Below are 15,942 nucleotides of genomic sequence, written 5' to 3' on the forward strand. Positions count from 1 at the left end.
TCCGAGATCTTAGTGCAAGCCGAGCAGGCGCGGAACGAAAAGCGACAGCTCGGGGAAAAACGTGACCAGCAACATCACCGGAAGCGCCACGTAGAAGATGATCTGCAAAGCGGGTTTGACAGCTTCGTGGATGGAAACCTTTCCGATCCGGCACGCCATGTAGAGGATCGGCGCGACGGGCGGACTGTTGGCGCCGATCACGACCGAACAGGCCACGATCGAGGCATAGTGTACCGGGTCGACCCCATGATGTACCATCAACGGCATCATGAGCGGTGCGATGACCACGGTCACCGACAGGTCATCCATTATCATGCCAACGAAGATCAGGAACGCGTTGACCAAGAGCAGAATCAGGATCTTGTTTTCCGTGACGTGCGTCACGAATTCGGTCAGTTCCTGCGGCACGCTTTCGGCCACCATGATCCGGCCGATCATGAAGGAAAAGAGCAGGATCAGGATGATCGTGCCCGTCGTTTCGCCGGCTTCGACCAGGCTTTGACGGAACCGGGACAGGGTCAGGTCGCGGTAGATGAAAAAGCCGATGAGGATCGCCATGAACAGGGCGACGGCGGCGGCCTCGGTCGGGGTAAAGACACCGCCATAGATGCCCCCCAGAATGACGACAGGCATCATCAAGGCCGGGAGGGCCTGAAGCGTTGCGCGCAGCGGGCCATGGGGTGACTTCTGTGCCGAAATCGCTGCCGTGCGCTCTGGTGTGTCGACCAGCATTCTTGCGGTCACGATCTTGTTGAAGATCATCAAACCGAACATCAGCAGCAGGCCCGGCACAATTGTCGCCGCAAAAAGAGCGGTGATGGACTGGCGGGTGACGACGCCGAAAAGAATGAGCGTAATCGACGGCGGGATCAGGATGCCCAGCAGCGACGACACGCCGAGCAAGGCGCTGGTATAGCCACGGGGATAACCGCGCGCGGCCAGCGGATCGCCCATGATTGTGCCGATCGAGGCAACGGCAGCGGTCGCCGTTCCCGAGATTGCGCCAAAGATCCCCGACGAACCGATCAATGCCGCGCCAAGGCCCCCCTTGCGGCCACGCATCGCCATGGACATGAAGCTGATCAAGCGTGCGGCAACTCCACCGCTCTGCATCAGGTAGCCAGCCAGGACAAACAGCGGCAAGGCCAGCAGGATGACCGAGTCAAGCGACCGGAACCCCTGCAATAGCAACGTCGATGTGTTGACGTCATAGGCCCAGACAAGAAACATCAGGACGCCTGCGAAAGACCAGGCTACTGGCACCCCGAAGATCATCAGGGCCATCAGGAGCAAGATACCCAATAGAGCTTCCATGGATCAGACCTCTCCTGCGCTCTGAGCGGCTCTGCCAAACAGGGCGGCTGCGGCGACGATGGCGTCCCGAACGGCATAGACAGCACAGAGAATGGCAGCCAGGACGATCGCGGATTGTGGGACGATGAGGGGAATGCTGAGAGCGGCAGTCGTTTGCGGCCGCTTGATCGACCAGGCGACCATGTCGTTGGCCAGGCTCAGAAAGAACAGGCTCAGCACGACCATGACCACCGATACCGCGAAAGTGTGCAGGGCTTTGTGCTTTGGCTTCTTCAAGGACAGGGCAAGGAAATCGACCACCAAATGTTCGTGGTTGCGGGCCGCGACGACGGCGCCGCACATGTAGAGCCACATTGCTGACAGGGTGGCGAGTTCCAGCACACCCACGACCGACCAGCCAAGCACGAAACGGGCGAGAACCAGGAACAGGATCAGTCCCGTAATCGCAAGACTCGTTACGATGACCACAACGTTCAGAATGCCGATCAGCCCGGCATCGAGCTTTCTGAGAAGGTCGACCATGTCGCGCTGCTCCCGGTTTGCTGCATGCTTGAGGGGGTTGCGGCCGGAACCGTCGGGCTCCGGCCGCAAAGTAGGCTAGTTCACCTGAGCGCGGATCAGATCCATGATTTCCTTGCCGACATCGGGTTCCATTTGCGGCCAGACTTCGGCACGGACCTTTTGGGCGATCGGCGCAAGCTGTTCATCGTTGAGTTCGAGATACTCTTTACCCGACTGCACCCACTGGTCGACATAGTGCTGGTCTTCGTCACGGGCGGCCTTGAAGCGGGCCTCCATCACCGCGACAGCGGCATCTTCGATCAGTTGCTTGTGTTCGTCCGAGAGGTCCTCATAGGTCTCGAGGTTGACCAGAAGGTTTCCGGTCACGAAGGTGTGTTTGGTGCGGACGTAGTAATCGAGCACATCGCGGAAATATTCGTAGTCCCAGTAGATCACGTTGCCCGCATCTCCGTCGACCACACCGGTCTGGATCGAGGTGTAGACCTCGCCCCAGTCGATTGCGGCGGATTGATAGCCCATCGATTCAAGTATCTGCGGGAAAGGGAACAGCGGCGGCGTGCGGACCTTGATGTTCGCTGCAGCGGCAACGTCAGTGGCATAGCTGCCGCGGGTTGCAACACCGCTGAAACCTTCCGGCCAGGCGCCGAAATATTTCAGCCCGATGTCGTTGAATACCGTGTTCAGCACTCCGTTGGCCCAGCCGCCGGGCTTGTAGGCGTCCAGCGCCTCTTCCCAAGAGGTGACCATATAGGGGGTGTTCAGGATCCCGATGCGTTTGTCATAGGAAGTCGACGGCCATGAAATCATGGCATCGACTTCGCCGGCGACGAACAGGTCGAACACCTCCAGCTGACCGCCGAGTTCGTTCTGGTAGAAAATCTTGACGTCGATCTCACCGTTCGAGCCTTCCTTCACGGCATTTGCCCAGTTGGCAAGAGCAATGCCCGAAGGCGAATCACGGTCCCCGGAATTGGTCGCGAATTTCAGTTCGATTTCCGCCGAAGCAGCCGTTGCGGCCAGCGCGGTTCCGAACACGACGGCCGAAAAAAAGCTTCGAAACATCTCCATCCTCCTTGTTGGGTTGTTCTAAAACGCTTCTACATAACAGTCGTTACGTATGTTGCGTAACATGCGTTATGTTTTATAGTTGTGTCAAACGTTTTTTCCGGACATCCCTCCTCAGGTCCGGCAACAGGAGCTGGCATGGCGGAGCGAAAGACCAGGAAGGATCGAAACCTCGACAAGGCGAGCTGGGTAGCGGCGGCGCGCAAGACGCTGATCGAAAAGGGCGTGACCGGTATCAGCCTGCGCCAGCTTGCCGATGAGTTGGGGGCAACCACCGGCGCTTTCTACTGGCAGTTCGCCAACCTCGAAGAGCTTCTGGAAGACGTGCGGCAGGATTGGGCGCAGCGGAATACGGCGCCGTTCACGCGCGCGATCGAAGCCGCGGGCGATGATGGTTGGGACCAATACCTCGCCTATGTCGGTGTGCTGCTGAACGAAGAGGAATACATCCCGGAATATGACAACGCGATCCGGGACTGGGCGCACAGTTCCAAGCGCACGGCCGAGGTCCTGAAGGAAATCGAGGCCTTCAGGATCCAGCAACTGCATCAGGTGTTTCTGGCCCTGGGATTTACGGGCCGCGCCGCGCAAGTTCGGGCCTATGTCACGTATTTCCACCAGACTGGGTATAATGCGATGCAGGTGTCAGAACCGCGGGAAGAACGGTTGCTGAATATCCCCTATTATGCCGAAGTGCTGACCAACCGGACCGATCTTTTGAACTTGCAGACCGCCGAGGCCGTTTCTGATCATTTCGCAGATCGGGACGGCGAAATTTGAGCGCCAAGCATAAAGTTCCGCAATCCGCTTAACAATCGGACGAGATAATGTTTGGCGAAATCAATGAGACGCCCCGGAAGACAATCGGCTTCGTTCTTGTCCCTGATTTTGCAATGATGTCTGCCGCCGCGGCCATAGAGCCCGTGCGGGCCGCAAATCTCGTGGGCGGTTCCGAGCTTTACCGTGCCATCTTTCTGTCACCCGAGGGCGAGCATATCCGCTCCTCGTGCGGGGGTGTTTTCGAGACGAAGGCATTCGGTGCTGCGCCCGAACATCTGGACATGATATTCGTGATTGCCGGCGCGAACCCGTTTCTTGTCAATCCGGCGCACTATGCCAATTTCCTGCGTCGCCATGCCTCCAGAGGGTCAATTCTGGGGGGTGTTTCCGGCGGGGCTGTGATCCTCGCTCGGCTTGGTCTGCTTGAGACCTGTCGCTTTACCGTGCACTGGGAACACATTGACGCCCTTCTGGAAGAGAACCCGGATCATCTGATCGAAAAACGGTTGTTCGTGATCGACCGAAAGCGCGCAACTTGCGCAGGTGGTGTGGCACCTTTGGACATGATGCATGCGCTGATCCGAACGCATTTCGGGCAGCCTCTGGCCGACAGCGTAAGCGACTGGTTCATCCATACGCGGGTCCGGACCGCGGAAGAGGCGCAACTTCTGATCAATCAGGAACATGTCGACCTTCATCCGCAGATCGCCGCGGCGGTCCGGCTGATGCAGGATCATATCGCCGAACCTTTGCCGATCGAGCGGATTGCCCATCTTGCGAGTTTAAGCCCGCGCCAGATGTTGCGGGGCTTTCGCGAGTCCTTTGGGCAAACCGTCAACCGCTTTTATACTGACTTGCGCCTTCAGAAGGCAAATGAACTTCTCAGGCAGACCCGACTGCCAGTCAGTCAGGTTGCCATTGCGACGGGTTTCTCGAACCAGTCCAGTTTCGCCCGCGCCTTTCAAGACAAGTATGGTGCAAGGCCGAAAGACTGGCGGAAGCGGGCAGAACGTTAATGCGCCTGAAGCGACGCTGACAGCGCCGCGTCTTTCAGCGCGTGCCACAGCGACCCGGCCGTCGAACGCGGCCCCATGACAGCGAAGCCGGATCCGACGCGCCAGACCAGACAACCGATGTGATGGATATTCGTGCGGGCCACCTGATCTGCGGCCATCTGCGTCGCATCCAGAGGGCAGAGCCGGGAAAGCACCTTGGTCGGGTTTGGCCCGTTGATTTCGAACCGGGCCCATCCGCCCGTCTGTTCCGTTACGGACGCGATCCCCGAAAGCGCGCGTTCAAGCGGTGCGCACATATCGTCCGCGATCTCTCCCTCTTGTTCCAGAAACCACTGATCCTGCGCGGAGGACAGGATCGTGACGCCGGTCCTTGCAGCCAGATAGCCGGGATCGGGAAGCGCCAGGCCAAAGTCAGTTCTCAGCCAATGACCAAGCTGTTCCCGGTACTGCAGTCCACAGGCGATAGAGTGAATATGACGCGGCGTGGCCACGGTGAGTTGATACGCTCCTGCCGTTTCGGCAGAAGGTAATGCGCCGGGACATATCATCGGAGTAAGATCAGTCACGCAGGCGCCCTCCTTCGGGGTCGACGAAATGTGGGGAAACCACCTCGACATCGATGCTGATGTTATCCACCGGGCTTACCGCTCTCATGCGTTCACCCATCCGGTCCGCGCCAGCCTTGAGCAAGGCAAGCGCGATGGGCGTTCCCAGCACCGGCGAATAGGCGGCCGAGGTCACATATCCCTGATCCGAGGCCGCATTCACCGGACCCGACGCCTGCATCAGATGCGCACCGGCAGGGATCGACGCGCCGGATACGGGCCGAAGGCCCACCAACCGGTGGGCGTCTGGCGAGGTCATCCCTTCGCGGCCCGACATGATGCGGCCAATGCTGTCTTTCTTGCGAGAGACCATCTTGTCCAGTCCAAGGTTCAAGGCCGTGGTCGTGCCGTTCAACTCGTTGCCAGCGGCGTGGCCCTTTTCGATCCGCATCACGCCAAGCGCTTCGGTGCCGTAGGGGGTCACGCCAAGGTCTTGTCCAACGTCCATCAATCGGCGGATCAGCGCATCTCCAAAGGCCGTCGGGACGGCAATTTCATAGGCCAGCTCGCCGGAAAACGAGATTCGGAACAGACGTGCCTTCAGGCCGCCGCAAACAGTGATCTCTGCGCAGGCCATAAAGGGAAATGCGGTGTTTGACAGGTCCACACCCTTGTCGACAATGCGCTCCAACAGCGCCCGCGATTTCGGTCCGGCAACCGAGAACTGCGCCCAGCTTTCCGTAGTAGAGACTAGGTGGACATCAAGGCCCGGCCACAGACACTGCCGGGCGAATTCCATGCGCCGATACACAAGGCCCGCGTTGGCCGTGGTCGTGGTAACGACAAAATGGTTCGGGCCCATGCGCGCGGCGGTGCCATCGTCATATGCGATCCCGTCCTCGCGCAGCATCAGCCCATAGCGGACACGGCCCGCCGGCAGCGTCGACATCGTGTTCGCATAGACCCGGTCGAGGAACTGGCCCGCATCGGCTCCCTGAACGTCGATCTTGCCAAGGGTCGTCACATCGCAGACGCCGACGCCGTTGCGGGTGGCCAGAACCTCGCGGTCCACTGATTGCCGCCAGTGGGTTTCTCCCGGACGCGGGAACCATTGGGCGCGCAGCCAGTCACCTACCTCGATGAACACCGCGCCCTGTTCGGCCGCCCAATCATGGCTAGGTGTCAGGCGCGTGGGATGAAAATCCTTGCCGATCGAACGGCCCGCCAGCGCACCAAGTGCGACAGACACATAAGGCGGGCGAAAGACGGTGGTCCCGGTTTCCGGAACGGACTTGCCCGAAACTTCGGCCAGAATGGCGAGGCCGACAACATTTGCCGTCTTGCCCTGATCGGTCGCCATGCCGAGGGTCGTATAGCGCTTGAGGTGCTCGACGGACTGGAACCCTTCCTGATGGGCCAGTCGGATATCCTTGGCTGTCACATCGTTCTGGAAATCCACCCAGGCGCGCTTGGCACCGGGAACCTGCCAATAGGCCTGCATCCCTCCTACAGCGTCCTGAGTTCTAGGCAGCTCTGGCAATATGGCCTCGATGCCCAAAGCCGCCATTGCCGCTTTGGCGGCATTCGCGCCACTGCGCAGGGCCTCTGCCGTCGATGCCGCCCCGACAACAGCCCCGGCAACCCGTTGGCCAGGGGGCAAGGCGGAGGTCGGCAGGAACGCCGCAAGATCGCTATTCCAGACCGGCCGCCCCCCCTGATGGCTGGTCAAGGACAGATTGGGCGACCAGCCTCCCGAAACCGCCAGCGCGCCGCAGTCGATCACGCGACGCGCACCGGAGGCAAGCCGCACCGTGACAGACTTCAGCCCAAGCCGGCCCGAGGTATCTTCAACGACTGAACCGCGCAACACTTCGGTTCCAGAGCAGTCGGGCGCGTCAGCCCGCGTATCGATGATGGCGGGAACCGTGACCCCCTTGGCGATCAGGTCGCGCGCGGTGCGATGGGCGTCATCATTGTTGCAGAAGACGGCAACCCGCCGCGCTGGCGTGACGGCCCAGCGATTGACATAGGAACGCACCGCGCCCGCAAGCAGGATGCCGGGACGGTCATTATTGTGAAAGGCAATGGGCCGTTCCAGCGCGCCGGTGCAGATAAGCGCCTGACGGGAATAGATCCGCCAGAATGTTTGCCGTGGCCGCCTCTTCAGCCGGTCGGGAAGATGATCGGACACCTTCTCAAGCGCACCATAGACGCCGTGATCATAGCTTCCGACGACCGTGGTTCGTGGCATGATCCTGACGTTGCTCATGTCGCGTAATTCGGCTTCGACCCGCTCCAGCCAGTCGGCGTCGGCGCTGGCGAAGAGTTCGGTTTCGGACAAGATGCGCCCACCAAGCCGACTATCTTCCTCGGCCAGGATGACCTGCGTGCCCGACCGGCCTGCGGTCAGCGCCGCCGCCAGACCCGCTGGACCGGCACCGACGATCAACAGGTCGCAATGCAGAAAACCCTTGTCGTAGCAGTCGGGATCGTCCTGTTCCGACAGCCGGCCAAGCCCGGCAGCGCGCCGGATCATCGGCTCGTAAAGCTTTTCCCAAAGCGCCGCGGGCCACATGAAGGTCTTGTAATAGAACCCCGCCGCCAAGAACGGGTGCAACAGATCGTTGATAGCCAAGGCATCAAGACGCAGACCGGGCCACCGGTTCTGGCTTTCGGCGACGAGCCCATCGAAAAGCTCGACCGTGGTCGCCCACGTGTTCGGTTCGCGATGTTCGCCCCGAAGCAGCGTGATCAGCGCGTTCGGTTCGTCGGAACCTGCCGTCAGAACCCCGCGGGGGCGATGATACTTGAAACTGCGCCCCATCAGGCGCACCCCATTGGCCAAGAGCGCCGAGGCCAATGTATCACCGGCCCGGCCTTCGTACGTCCGCCCGTCGAACGTGAATTGCAGCGGCGCGTTGTGGTCAATCTGGCCGCCCGTCAGCCGGTTCACATTCATTTGCCCCGCCCCCGTGCTAGCGCAACATCACGGGCCAGTTCCGCCCCGAGGATCTCATGGGTTTGGGTGTTGCGGATCACTACCAGCCAGGACCGGTCGCCATATTCATGAAACCAAAGCTCACGGTGAATGCCGGCGGGGTTGTCACGAAGGTAGACATAGTCGTGAAACAGCGGCTCGGCGCCTTCGGCCATGCCATCGGGGCGGTCGATCAGCGCGGCGTCGCCCAGATAGACGAACTCTCCGGCATCGCGTGGGCCAAGCAGGGGGTGGGGGATCAGCATCACATAATCTCAATGCAGGTTGGGTTGGGCGCCCTGGCCCTTCTCGTCGATCATCCGACCCGTGCGGAACCGATCCAAGCGGTAGGCCGCGGCGGTGGGATGTGGTGCATCGGTCGCCAGCAGATGGGCAAAGGCAAAGCCGCTGGCCGGTGTTGCTTTGAACCCGCCATAGCACCAGCCGCCGTTGAAATAGAGCCCCTCGACGGGCGTTCGGTCGATGAATGGCGAGCCGTCCATCGACATATCCATGATGCCGCCCCAAGAGCGCAGCAGGCGCGCACGCCCGATCATTGGCATCAGGCTCATCCCGCTTTCAGCGACATCCTCGACCGTTGGCAGGTTGCCTCGCTGCGCGTAGGAGTTGTAGCCGTCGATGTCGCCGCCAAACACCAGTCCGCCTTTGTCGGATTGGCTGACATAGAAATGACCGGCTCCGTATGTGATGACACCGCGGATCACCGGTTTCAGCCCTTCGCTGACGAAGGCTTGTAGGACATGGCTTTCAATCGGCAGCCGCAACCCGGCCATCGCCATAACCCGGCTTGACGAACCCGCGACGGCGACGCCAACCTTGCCTGCGCCGATGAACCCGCGCGAGGTCTCGACACCCAGGATACGCCCATTGTCGATCCGGAAACCGGTGACCTCGCAATTCTCGATGATATCGACGCCGTGGCTGTCCGCCGCACGGGCATAGCCCCAAGCGACAGCATCATGGCGGACGGTTCCGCCACGCGGCTGCAACAGCCCGCCACGGATCGGGAACCGCGCGTTGTCGAAGTTCAGGAAGGGGTAGAGCTTACGCACGCCTTCGGTGTCCAGAAGCTCGGCATCCACGCCGTTCAGACGCATCGCATTGCCACGCCGTCGCGCCGCATCGCGCTGTGCATCCGAATGAAACAGGTTCAGCACGCCGCGTTGCGAGACCATGGCGTTATAATTGAGATCGGCTTCCAGCCCCTCCCAGAGTTTCATCGAGAATTCGTAGAAGGGCTCGTTGCCATCCAGCAAATAGTTGGATCGGATGATCGTTGTATTGCGCCCGACATTCCCAGACCCGATCCAACCTTTTTCCAGCACCGCAATCCGCGACTTTCCATAGGCTTTGGCCAGATAATGTGCGGTGGCCAGACCGTGACCGCCGCCACCAACGATAACAAAATCATAGCTTGGTTGTGGTGACGGTTTACGCCACGCCGGACGCCAGCCCTTATGGCCGGTCAGCGCTTCGTAAAGGACCCGAATGCCGGAATAATGTGTCATGGCGGTTCACCTCACCGACAGTCATACGTGTCAAGTCGGGTCATTCAGCGCTGAAACCGCCAAGATTTATGCTCCAACGGTCAAGTTGCGGATTTGCTGTTCGCAGGCGTCTTGGCGTCTCCAAGCAGGCAGACCATTCCTGCTCTCAACCTTTGGCCACTTACATTGAAAGGCCTCTCGGCAAGGCGGATGGCCAGAGGACAACTTTTGAACCTCGGTGTCTACGAACTCGAGGCGGTTGCCAACCCAACTTCAGGGAAGCGAATGTCAGAAAAGCTGGTGCGACTGCAGGGTTACGGTGGGACGGTCAATGGCCGCTTTGGGCCGCCCGCGAAGGCGACCCAACTGCACTAGATTTCAATGGCTTCGGCGATTGCTAAGGCATCCTCGAGCTCCACTCCGAGGTATCTGACGGTACTGTCCATCTTGGTGTGGCCGAGCAGAAGTTGCACCGCCCGCAGGTTGCCCGTCTTCTTGTAAATCTGAGTGACCTTTGTAGGGCGCATTGAATGGGAGCCATAGGCGCTCGCTTCCAGACCTATTGACGTGACCCAATCGCGTACGATCCTCGCGTACTGGCGTGTCGATATGTGCAGGCGCTCGTGAAATCGGCCTGGCCAAAGATATTCTGAGCCGACCATGAGTTCATTCTCAATCCATTTCTCAACGGAAGCACGCGTACCCTCGGAAATCTCGAAGCGCACCGGTTTCTGGGTTTTGCTTTGCAGGACTGAGGCGCGCTCCTTGATCTGACCAGAGGCCATAACATCAACGACTTTCATCTTCACGAGATCACAGCCGCGTAGCTTGCTGTCGATCACCATATTGAACAATGCGAGGTTCCGATGGTTCTCGGCGAGTTCAAGGCGGACCCGGATCGCCCAGACATGCTTTGGCTTCAATGGACGCTTTTGGCCAACGATGCGGCCCTTGTTCTAGGCAGGGCGCAGCGCGCGAATGGCTGGTAGGTTTGGGGCTGGTTCCATGACTGATCCTCCGATCCACCGCATGCCCCCCCATCGTCAGTATGCTGACGTGGCACTGTACCATTTTTCTCGCGATATTGAAAATTACCGAATATTGGTATATCTAATTTTTAGGAGGCAAACATGGCAAAGAACACTTCGATGTCCCTTGGGGACCATTTCGCAGGGTTCATCGAAACGCAGGTGAGCAATGGACGCTACGGCTCAGCAAGCGACGTCGTACGGGCAGGCCTGCGGCTACTCGAGGAGCATGAAGCCAGGGTCCAGGCGCTGAAGGACGCATTGATTGCTGGAGAGAATTCAGGGGAACTGCGTACCTTTGACCGCGAGGTGTTTCAAGAACGCATGCTCCAGAAGAACAGCACCTGATGTCTCGAGAATATGTGCTTTCGCCGATGGCGGAAGCTGATCTCGAAGGTATCTGGATCTACACGGCGCAAGAATGGTCCTCCGAGCAGGCCGAGAATTATACCAACGACATCATCGACGCGTTTGAGGACATCGCCGCAGGCAAGAAGGCAGGCAGACCGGCTTTAGTCCGCGAGGGCTATCTCAAGATACTTATCGGCAAGCATGCGATCTACTATCGGCTCCGAGGTGAAGTGATCGCAATCATGCGGATCCTGCATCAAAGCATGGATATTCAGCGGCATTTGTAACCGCGATGAACGTCCGGAAAGTGGGCTGCAGGTGCAGCAATCCGGGGTCGCGTCGAGTGGCCGCTTTGGGCCGGCCACGCCCCCTCCAGGCCATGGTTCCTCCCCAGCCCTAAACGTATACGGGGGGGCTTAGCCCGGGACTTTTCTAGCGTCTGGCCTTTTCACCGGGGAATCCACCCGGAAGCCACCTGCGCCGGCTCCGCTGAGATTTCAACTCATTTTCAGGGGCTTACGCAACCAGCGCTCAGGGAAAGGTGGATCCCGGTTGGAATCCAAGGAATCCACCCAGAGGAATCCAGAGACCGCGGAAGCCACTCCGGGAAGTCACTTTCACCTTGGTTGTCCAGAAGGCGTTGATTCAACGTCAAAAAACGGTTTGACAAAGCTGCCCCCCTTGACGTACCCAAGAAACATCGAAGATTTGCGCCCGGAGGATACCCTCACGAGCGTTTTGTTTTCCTGACATCGCGGATCCCAAGTCTTGGCGCCCCCCTGGGCGGTCACAAGACATTCCGCGCGCCCATGCGAGCCCTGCCCTATGGATCTCCCATTCATGCCGAGCCAGATTGAACTCTGGCCGATCGAGCGGCTGCGGCCCTATGCCCGCAATGCCCGCTTGCACAGCGACAACCAGGTGGCTGTTCTGGCTGCAAACATGCTCAAGTTCGGCTGGACCATGCCGTGCCTGATCTCTGACGATGGGGAGTTGATCGCCGGGCACGGACGCATCCTGGCTGCCACCCAGCTCGGCCTAAGCAAGATCCCCGTGCTTCGCCTGTCGCATCTTGATGAGGACCATCGCCGGGCGCTGCGTTTGTCGGACAACAGCGTCGCGGATATGGCGGAGTGGGACGAGCTCAATCTGGGTCTGGAAGTGATCGACCTGCAGGCGCTGGGCTTTGATACTGACCTGCTGGGCTTCTCAGACGAGTTCCTCGAGGGGCTGCTGAACGCGGCACAAGGTGGCGATGACGCGAACAGCGGGTCGATAGAAGGCGAGGACGATATCCCCGAGCCCCCGGTCACACCGGTGTCGGTGGCGGGTGACCTATGGCAGCTGGGTTCGCATCGGTTGATCTGCGGCGACAGCACCAGCGCAGATGTCGTTGGGAGACTGCTTGCTGGTGTGAAGCCGCTTCTGATGGTGACTGATCCGCCCTATGGCGTGGAATATGATCCTAGCTGGCGCAATCAAGCCGGTGCCGCGAAGACAAAACGAACCGGCAAGGTGCTGAATGACGACCGCGCCGACTGGCGTGAGGCCTGGTCGCTCTTCCCCGGCGATGTCGCCTATATCTGGCACGGCGCGCTGCATGCGGCCACGGTTGCGGACAGCCTGATCGCCGCGGGTTTCGTAATCCGCTCCCAGATCATCTGGGCTAAGGATCGGCTGGTGCTGAGCCGCGGGGATTATCACTGGCAGCACGAGCCCTGCTGGTATGCCGTTCGGGCCAAGGGTAAGGGCCACTGGGCCGGCGATCGCAAGCAGACCACGCTTTGGCAGATTGCCAACAAGGACCAGGATGCAGCCACAGTGCACGGGACACAAAAACCCGTCGAATGCATGCGCCGTCCGATCCTGAACAACTCAAGCCCCGGCCAGGCAGTCTATGAGCCCTTCATGGGTTCTGGCACTACGCTGATCGCGGCCGAGACAACTGGCCGCCTGTGTTACGGGGTGGAGCTGAACCCGGTTTACGTTGATGTGGCCATCGAGCGCTGGCAGGCTTTCACGGGCGAAGAGGCAGTCTTGCAGGACAGCGGCGAGACCTTTGCAGCGCTCAAGTCGCAGCGGTTGGCCGCGTGACCCAATCCCGCCGACTGTCGCTGGTCGAGGCGATCACCAATGTCGCCGTGGGCTATGTGCTGGCGGTGATCACGCAGATCGTGGTGTTCCCATGGTTTGGCATTCACCCCAGCCTTGGCGAGAACCTTGCCATCGGCTCTATCTTCACCGGGATCTCGCTTTTGCGCAGCTACGCGCTTCGCAGGCTGTTCGAGCGGCTGCGGTGAGGGCGAGGTATCAGGCAGCCTCAAGTTTGTAGACGGTTCCTCTGCCAGCAACCTTCTCCGCGGTAATAGGCAGGTTCAGCTTCTTCTTCAGCCCGCCCGAGATCAGACCTCGGGCACTGTGGGGCAACCAGCCCGTCGCTTCGACGATCTCGGTGATGGACGCCCCCTCGGGTCGCTGCAAGAGCGCGATGATCTGCGCCTGCTTGGTACCGGCGCGGATTGCAACCGGCTGAGGCGTGTCGGCATCGGGCGATGTTTCGGCGGTTTCCTTTGGCACCGAGGCCAGTTCAAGCTTCGCCTTGCGCAGATTGCTCATGGTCGTCGCAACAACCGGTTCGATGCCAATCGCAGCAAGGCCAGCTTCGGTGGCGATCAGCGTGGTGCCGTGACCGTCGCCGGTCTCCCGCCAGAGGGGCTCCCCACGGCGCAGATTGGCATCGACCTCTTGGAGCCAGCCGCGTTCGATCATCTTGGCCACCGCTATTTTCGCGGCCGCACCAGCCAATCCTTCTGGCAGCGGCATCGCAAGGTTGTCAGGGCGGGATGCGGCGCGGCTGAGGATGATGGCTTGGGTGTCTGTGAGTTTGGGCATCTTCGCCTCCTGTCGTGATAGGGATGTCGGGGATGGGTCAATCGCTCTCAGCCATCGCGGCGGTGACGGCGAAGTGCTGCACCCAGCCCGTCAGATACGGCAGCCCAGATGGGATGCCGTGCTCGCGCTCGGTCTTACGGTCGATGCGCCAGCCTTGCCAGCGGCGGATCGCAGCGGCGATGGCGGGCTCGAGACCGATATTGCAGCCCGTCATGTTGCCGACGACATCGTCGGCGAAATGCCGACCGATCCGGCTGTCGAGAAAGTCGCGGATGCCGATCATCTCGTCTTCGCTGCTGGCGCCTATGGCCTCGGCGATCAGGCGCGAGGCGAGCGTCCAGACCTCCGCGCTGCGCCGGTCGCGCTCTGGGCAGACGGTCAGGGTGCGGAAGAAGCCGTAATCCTCGTTGCGGCTGGGAAGGCAGGGCTGCGTGGTCATTGTCGGGATCCTCGTGATGGGGGCTGGCGGGGCGCTGGGCCCCGCCGGTTCAGGCTCAGGCGGCCCTGATGGACTCAATCGTCGCGATGTGGCTCAGCAGCGTCGCTGCCTCTTCGCGCGCAGCGTCGGCCCAGAATTCGGCGCGGGCGTTGCAGGCGCGAGCAAGGCGCTCGGCATCTGCCTTCGTGAAGCGGTTGACCTTGTGCGCGCTGCCATGACCCGTGCAGGTGGCGCGATGCTTGCCATCCTCGGGCGTCAGTTCGAATTTGAGGGGGCCGAAGTCGTCGATGACGATCCAGTTGTGCGAGGCGATCGTGGCGCAGGCGCTGGGCGCGAGGCGGGCTTCGATCTCTTCAGCGGCGCTGCGGAAGTCGGCGATCAGGGTGGCAGTCGGGTTGTTCATGGCTTGGGCCTTTCAGGTGAGTTGCATCGTTTTGGCACGATGACCATCACTCTGAAGGGCCAGATGTCGTAGAGAATTAGGAGCAATTTCATTGCTTTATGATCACTCGGGAGAGGCCGTCGCATCAACCCACGCCCCATCCTGCCAGAGGTAGAGATGGGACAGTTCGCAAGTTGGGCGCGGCAGGATGCGGGGCGCGCGGGGCGGATCAAAACAGTCCAGCGCATCAGCCCGGACCTGCCGGATTTCGCGGGCGGCGAGGATCTCCTCGGGCGTCCATGGGGCCAGCGCGGGCAGCATGTGGGAGGGATAACCGTCAAAGTGGACGTAGGTGTGGGCCCATTCCTCGGGCCCGATCTGGATGGCGATCTGCGCGCGCGTGCTCATCGTCGCGCCCTCAGATCAAATGGATGCTCGCCAGCAAGGTGCTGGCGGCGGCAAGCTGGGTGGTCGGCAGTTCGATCTTGATGTGCGAAATCACGTCGGAGGCGTCGGCAGTGATCCCCGCGTCACGCAACTCGGCCTCAATGACCCTGGCTACGGCATCGGGGCGCGAGCAGTCGAGATGCTCCGGCAGCGCGGCATGGTCGATCCGGATGGTGGTGATGGCGGTCATGGCGATGTCCTTTCAGACTTGGGTGTTGGCTGGGCCTGCGCGGCGTCCAGCCTCAAAGGCTTCCTCGAGCGCCGCGCGGATGGACCAGACGGCGACATCGTGGAAATCCAGCCGGTCCCAGTTCTGGGTCTCCAGCGTCTCGATGCGGAACTGGCGCTGGGCGATCTCAAGGAGCTGGGCATCGCGGGTGGAGTTCGGATCAGCGGGCTTGCGGGTGGGTGCCATGGTCATTCCTCCCAGCGGTGTTCGGGGTGGGTGGTGCGCGCGGGCTTCTTCGCGCATCATCTCCTGGGCGCGGGCCATCTCGACCATCCCGTCGGCCTGGCTCATCCGCCCCGACATCACTTCGTCCATCACCCAGTTCACCCGTTCCTGGGCGGGGCTGGTGTGATCCCGCCACCCTTCGCTCATCGAGCTGTGCCCCATCTTCTCCTGTGCGCGCATGGCTCTCTCCGATCCGTGTTTGCAGGGTGCGATGCACCCGCT

At 60.7% G+C, this 15,942-nt stretch carries 20 protein-coding genes; 6 read left to right on the forward strand and 14 right to left on the reverse strand.

Annotated features, from left to right (window positions below; translation table 11 throughout):
* Positions 1 to 9 precede the first annotated feature (9 nt).
* The 3 genes from ACMUJL_RS05755 to dctP all read right to left on the reverse strand — a co-directional run bounded on the left by ACMUJL_RS05755 (position 10) and on the right by dctP (position 2,898).
* Complete coding sequence (locus tag ACMUJL_RS05755) at positions 10 to 1,284, reverse strand: TRAP transporter large permease (protein WP_416914179.1); 1,275 nt, start codon at positions 1,282 to 1,284, stop codon at positions 10 to 12.
* 33 nt (positions 1,285 to 1,317) lie between these two features.
* Positions 1,318 to 1,836: a TRAP transporter small permease gene (locus ACMUJL_RS05760; RefSeq protein WP_375569768.1), complete on the reverse strand. Its 519-nt coding sequence runs from the start codon at positions 1,834 to 1,836 to the stop codon at positions 1,318 to 1,320.
* A gap of 75 nt (positions 1,837 to 1,911) precedes the next feature.
* Positions 1,912 to 2,898 carry a TRAP transporter substrate-binding protein DctP gene (gene dctP, locus ACMUJL_RS05765; RefSeq protein WP_416914180.1) on the reverse strand — a complete coding sequence of 329 codons (987 nt, stop codon included), beginning with the start codon at positions 2,896 to 2,898 and terminating at the stop codon, positions 1,912 to 1,914.
* A gap of 141 nt (positions 2,899 to 3,039) precedes the next feature.
* Here dctP and ACMUJL_RS05770 point away from each other — a divergent pair, with 141 nt between their 5' ends.
* Positions 3,040 to 3,681: a TetR/AcrR family transcriptional regulator gene (locus ACMUJL_RS05770; RefSeq protein WP_375569764.1), complete on the forward strand. Its 642-nt coding sequence runs from the start codon at positions 3,040 to 3,042 to the stop codon at positions 3,679 to 3,681.
* A gap of 116 nt (positions 3,682 to 3,797) precedes the next feature.
* On the forward strand, positions 3,798 to 4,697 hold the full coding sequence (locus ACMUJL_RS05775) for a GlxA family transcriptional regulator (RefSeq protein ID WP_416914439.1): 900 nt from the start codon (positions 3,798 to 3,800) through the stop codon (positions 4,695 to 4,697).
* Here the strand turns inward: ACMUJL_RS05775 and ACMUJL_RS05780 are convergent.
* The 5 genes from ACMUJL_RS05780 to ACMUJL_RS05800 form a co-directional block, all read right to left on the reverse strand.
* Positions 4,694 to 5,245 (reverse strand): sarcosine oxidase subunit gamma, encoded by a 552-nt coding sequence (locus ACMUJL_RS05780; protein WP_416914181.1) that lies wholly within the window; start codon positions 5,243 to 5,245, stop codon positions 4,694 to 4,696. The two genes, ACMUJL_RS05775 and ACMUJL_RS05780, sit on opposite strands and share 4 nt — an antisense overlap.
* 10 nt (positions 5,246 to 5,255) lie before the next feature.
* Positions 5,256 to 8,201 (reverse strand): sarcosine oxidase subunit alpha family protein, encoded by a 2,946-nt coding sequence (locus ACMUJL_RS05785; protein ID WP_416914182.1) that lies wholly within the window; start codon positions 8,199 to 8,201, stop codon positions 5,256 to 5,258.
* Positions 8,198 to 8,485 carry a sarcosine oxidase subunit delta gene (locus ACMUJL_RS05790; RefSeq protein ID WP_375569756.1) on the reverse strand — a complete coding sequence of 96 codons (288 nt, stop codon included), beginning with the start codon at positions 8,483 to 8,485 and terminating at the stop codon, positions 8,198 to 8,200. Before ACMUJL_RS05790 ends, ACMUJL_RS05785 begins: the two co-directional genes overlap by 4 nt.
* A gap of 9 nt (positions 8,486 to 8,494) precedes the next feature.
* Entirely contained in the window at positions 8,495 to 9,748 is a 1,254-nt protein-coding gene (locus ACMUJL_RS05795) for a sarcosine oxidase subunit beta family protein (RefSeq protein ID WP_375569754.1), read from the reverse strand.
* A gap of 350 nt (positions 9,749 to 10,098) precedes the next feature.
* On the reverse strand, positions 10,099 to 10,572 hold the full coding sequence (locus tag ACMUJL_RS05800; RefSeq protein WP_375573994.1) for a tyrosine-type recombinase/integrase: 474 nt from the start codon (positions 10,570 to 10,572) through the stop codon (positions 10,099 to 10,101).
* A 285-nt stretch (positions 10,573 to 10,857) separates the two neighbouring features.
* Between ACMUJL_RS05800 and ACMUJL_RS05805 the strand changes: the two genes are divergently transcribed.
* The 4 genes from ACMUJL_RS05805 to ACMUJL_RS05820 all read left to right on the forward strand — a co-directional run bounded on the left by ACMUJL_RS05805 (position 10,858) and on the right by ACMUJL_RS05820 (position 13,406).
* On the forward strand, positions 10,858 to 11,103 hold the full coding sequence (locus ACMUJL_RS05805) for a type II toxin-antitoxin system ParD family antitoxin (protein WP_375569752.1): 246 nt from the start codon (positions 10,858 to 10,860) through the stop codon (positions 11,101 to 11,103).
* The gene (locus ACMUJL_RS05810) at positions 11,103 to 11,393 is read left to right on the forward strand and encodes a type II toxin-antitoxin system RelE/ParE family toxin (protein WP_375569750.1); all 291 of its coding nucleotides are present in this window, start codon (positions 11,103 to 11,105) and stop codon (positions 11,391 to 11,393) included. The genes ACMUJL_RS05805 and ACMUJL_RS05810 overlap by 1 nt, the downstream gene beginning before the upstream one ends.
* A gap of 538 nt (positions 11,394 to 11,931) precedes the next feature.
* Positions 11,932 to 13,200, forward strand: a complete 1,269-nt coding sequence (locus ACMUJL_RS05815) for a site-specific DNA-methyltransferase (RefSeq protein ID WP_375569748.1) — start codon at positions 11,932 to 11,934, stop codon at positions 13,198 to 13,200.
* Positions 13,197 to 13,406: a DUF7220 family protein gene (locus tag ACMUJL_RS05820; RefSeq protein WP_375569746.1), complete on the forward strand. Its 210-nt coding sequence runs from the start codon at positions 13,197 to 13,199 to the stop codon at positions 13,404 to 13,406. The genes ACMUJL_RS05815 and ACMUJL_RS05820 overlap by 4 nt, the downstream gene beginning before the upstream one ends.
* Positions 13,407 to 13,416: 10 nt before the next feature.
* Here ACMUJL_RS05820 and ACMUJL_RS05825 read toward each other — a convergent pair whose 3' ends face one another.
* The 6 genes from ACMUJL_RS05825 to ACMUJL_RS05850 all read right to left on the reverse strand — a co-directional run bounded on the left by ACMUJL_RS05825 (position 13,417) and on the right by ACMUJL_RS05850 (position 15,900).
* Positions 13,417 to 13,998 (reverse strand): DUF3489 domain-containing protein, encoded by a 582-nt coding sequence (locus ACMUJL_RS05825; protein WP_375569744.1) that lies wholly within the window; start codon positions 13,996 to 13,998, stop codon positions 13,417 to 13,419.
* A gap of 37 nt (positions 13,999 to 14,035) precedes the next feature.
* Positions 14,036 to 14,437, reverse strand: a complete 402-nt coding sequence (locus ACMUJL_RS05830; RefSeq protein WP_375569742.1) for a hypothetical protein — start codon at positions 14,435 to 14,437, stop codon at positions 14,036 to 14,038.
* 55 nt (positions 14,438 to 14,492) lie between these two features.
* Positions 14,493 to 14,840, reverse strand: coding sequence for a hypothetical protein (locus tag ACMUJL_RS05835; RefSeq protein ID WP_375569740.1), 348 nt, complete (start codon positions 14,838 to 14,840; stop codon positions 14,493 to 14,495).
* Positions 14,841 to 14,942: 102 nt separating this feature from the next.
* Positions 14,943 to 15,227, reverse strand: coding sequence for a hypothetical protein (locus tag ACMUJL_RS05840; protein ID WP_375569738.1), 285 nt, complete (start codon positions 15,225 to 15,227; stop codon positions 14,943 to 14,945).
* 10 nt (positions 15,228 to 15,237) lie between these two features.
* The gene (locus tag ACMUJL_RS05845; protein WP_375569736.1) at positions 15,238 to 15,456 is read right to left on the reverse strand and encodes a hypothetical protein; all 219 of its coding nucleotides are present in this window, start codon (positions 15,454 to 15,456) and stop codon (positions 15,238 to 15,240) included.
* A 12-nt stretch (positions 15,457 to 15,468) separates the two neighbouring features.
* Positions 15,469 to 15,900 (reverse strand): DUF6900 domain-containing protein, encoded by a 432-nt coding sequence (locus ACMUJL_RS05850; protein ID WP_416914183.1) that lies wholly within the window; start codon positions 15,898 to 15,900, stop codon positions 15,469 to 15,471.
* Between the last annotated feature and the right edge of the window lie 42 nt (positions 15,901 to 15,942).

It is taken from the genome of Seohaeicola sp. (assembly GCF_048006315.1).
In the GTDB taxonomy this organism is placed as follows: domain Bacteria; phylum Pseudomonadota; class Alphaproteobacteria; order Rhodobacterales; family Rhodobacteraceae; genus Seohaeicola.

Excerpts from the sequence above, each read along its gene's own strand:
- ACMUJL_RS05760 (WP_375569768.1), bottom strand. The coding sequence starts at position 1,836 with ATGGTCGACCTTCTCAGAAAGCTCGATGCCGGGCTGATCGGCATTCTG.
- ACMUJL_RS05805 (WP_375569752.1), top strand. The coding sequence starts at position 10,858 with ATGGCAAAGAACACTTCGATGTCCCTTGGGGACCATTTCGCAGGGTTC.
- ACMUJL_RS05755 (WP_416914179.1), bottom strand. The coding sequence starts at position 1,284 with ATGGCCCTGATGATCTTCGGGGTGCCAGTAGCCTGGTCTTTCGCAGGC.
- ACMUJL_RS05830 (WP_375569742.1), bottom strand. The coding sequence starts at position 14,437 with ATGACCACGCAGCCCTGCCTTCCCAGCCGCAACGAGGATTACGGCTTC.
- ACMUJL_RS05780 (WP_416914181.1), bottom strand. The coding sequence starts at position 5,245 with ATGATATGTCCCGGCGCATTACCTTCTGCCGAAACGGCAGGAGCGTAT.
- ACMUJL_RS05775 (WP_416914439.1), top strand. The coding sequence starts at position 3,798 with ATGTCTGCCGCCGCGGCCATAGAGCCCGTGCGGGCCGCAAATCTCGTG.
- ACMUJL_RS05810 (WP_375569750.1), top strand. The coding sequence starts at position 11,103 with ATGTCTCGAGAATATGTGCTTTCGCCGATGGCGGAAGCTGATCTCGAA.
- ACMUJL_RS05840 (WP_375569738.1), bottom strand. The coding sequence starts at position 15,227 with ATGAGCACGCGCGCGCAGATCGCCATCCAGATCGGGCCCGAGGAATGG.
- ACMUJL_RS05825 (WP_375569744.1), bottom strand. The coding sequence starts at position 13,998 with ATGCCCAAACTCACAGACACCCAAGCCATCATCCTCAGCCGCGCCGCA.
- ACMUJL_RS05800 (WP_375573994.1), bottom strand. The coding sequence starts at position 10,572 with ATGGTGATCGACAGCAAGCTACGCGGCTGTGATCTCGTGAAGATGAAA.
- ACMUJL_RS05850 (WP_416914183.1), bottom strand. The coding sequence starts at position 15,900 with ATGCGCGCACAGGAGAAGATGGGGCACAGCTCGATGAGCGAAGGGTGG.
- ACMUJL_RS05790 (WP_375569756.1), bottom strand. The coding sequence starts at position 8,485 with ATGCTGATCCCCCACCCCCTGCTTGGCCCACGCGATGCCGGAGAGTTC.
- dctP (WP_416914180.1), bottom strand. The coding sequence starts at position 2,898 with ATGTTTCGAAGCTTTTTTTCGGCCGTCGTGTTCGGAACCGCGCTGGCC.
- ACMUJL_RS05795 (WP_375569754.1), bottom strand. The coding sequence starts at position 9,748 with ATGACACATTATTCCGGCATTCGGGTCCTTTACGAAGCGCTGACCGGC.
- ACMUJL_RS05815 (WP_375569748.1), top strand. The coding sequence starts at position 11,932 with ATGGATCTCCCATTCATGCCGAGCCAGATTGAACTCTGGCCGATCGAG.
- ACMUJL_RS05785 (WP_416914182.1), bottom strand. The coding sequence starts at position 8,201 with ATGAATGTGAACCGGCTGACGGGCGGCCAGATTGACCACAACGCGCCG.
- ACMUJL_RS05845 (WP_375569736.1), bottom strand. The coding sequence starts at position 15,456 with ATGACCGCCATCACCACCATCCGGATCGACCATGCCGCGCTGCCGGAG.
- ACMUJL_RS05770 (WP_375569764.1), top strand. The coding sequence starts at position 3,040 with ATGGCGGAGCGAAAGACCAGGAAGGATCGAAACCTCGACAAGGCGAGC.
- ACMUJL_RS05835 (WP_375569740.1), bottom strand. The coding sequence starts at position 14,840 with ATGAACAACCCGACTGCCACCCTGATCGCCGACTTCCGCAGCGCCGCT.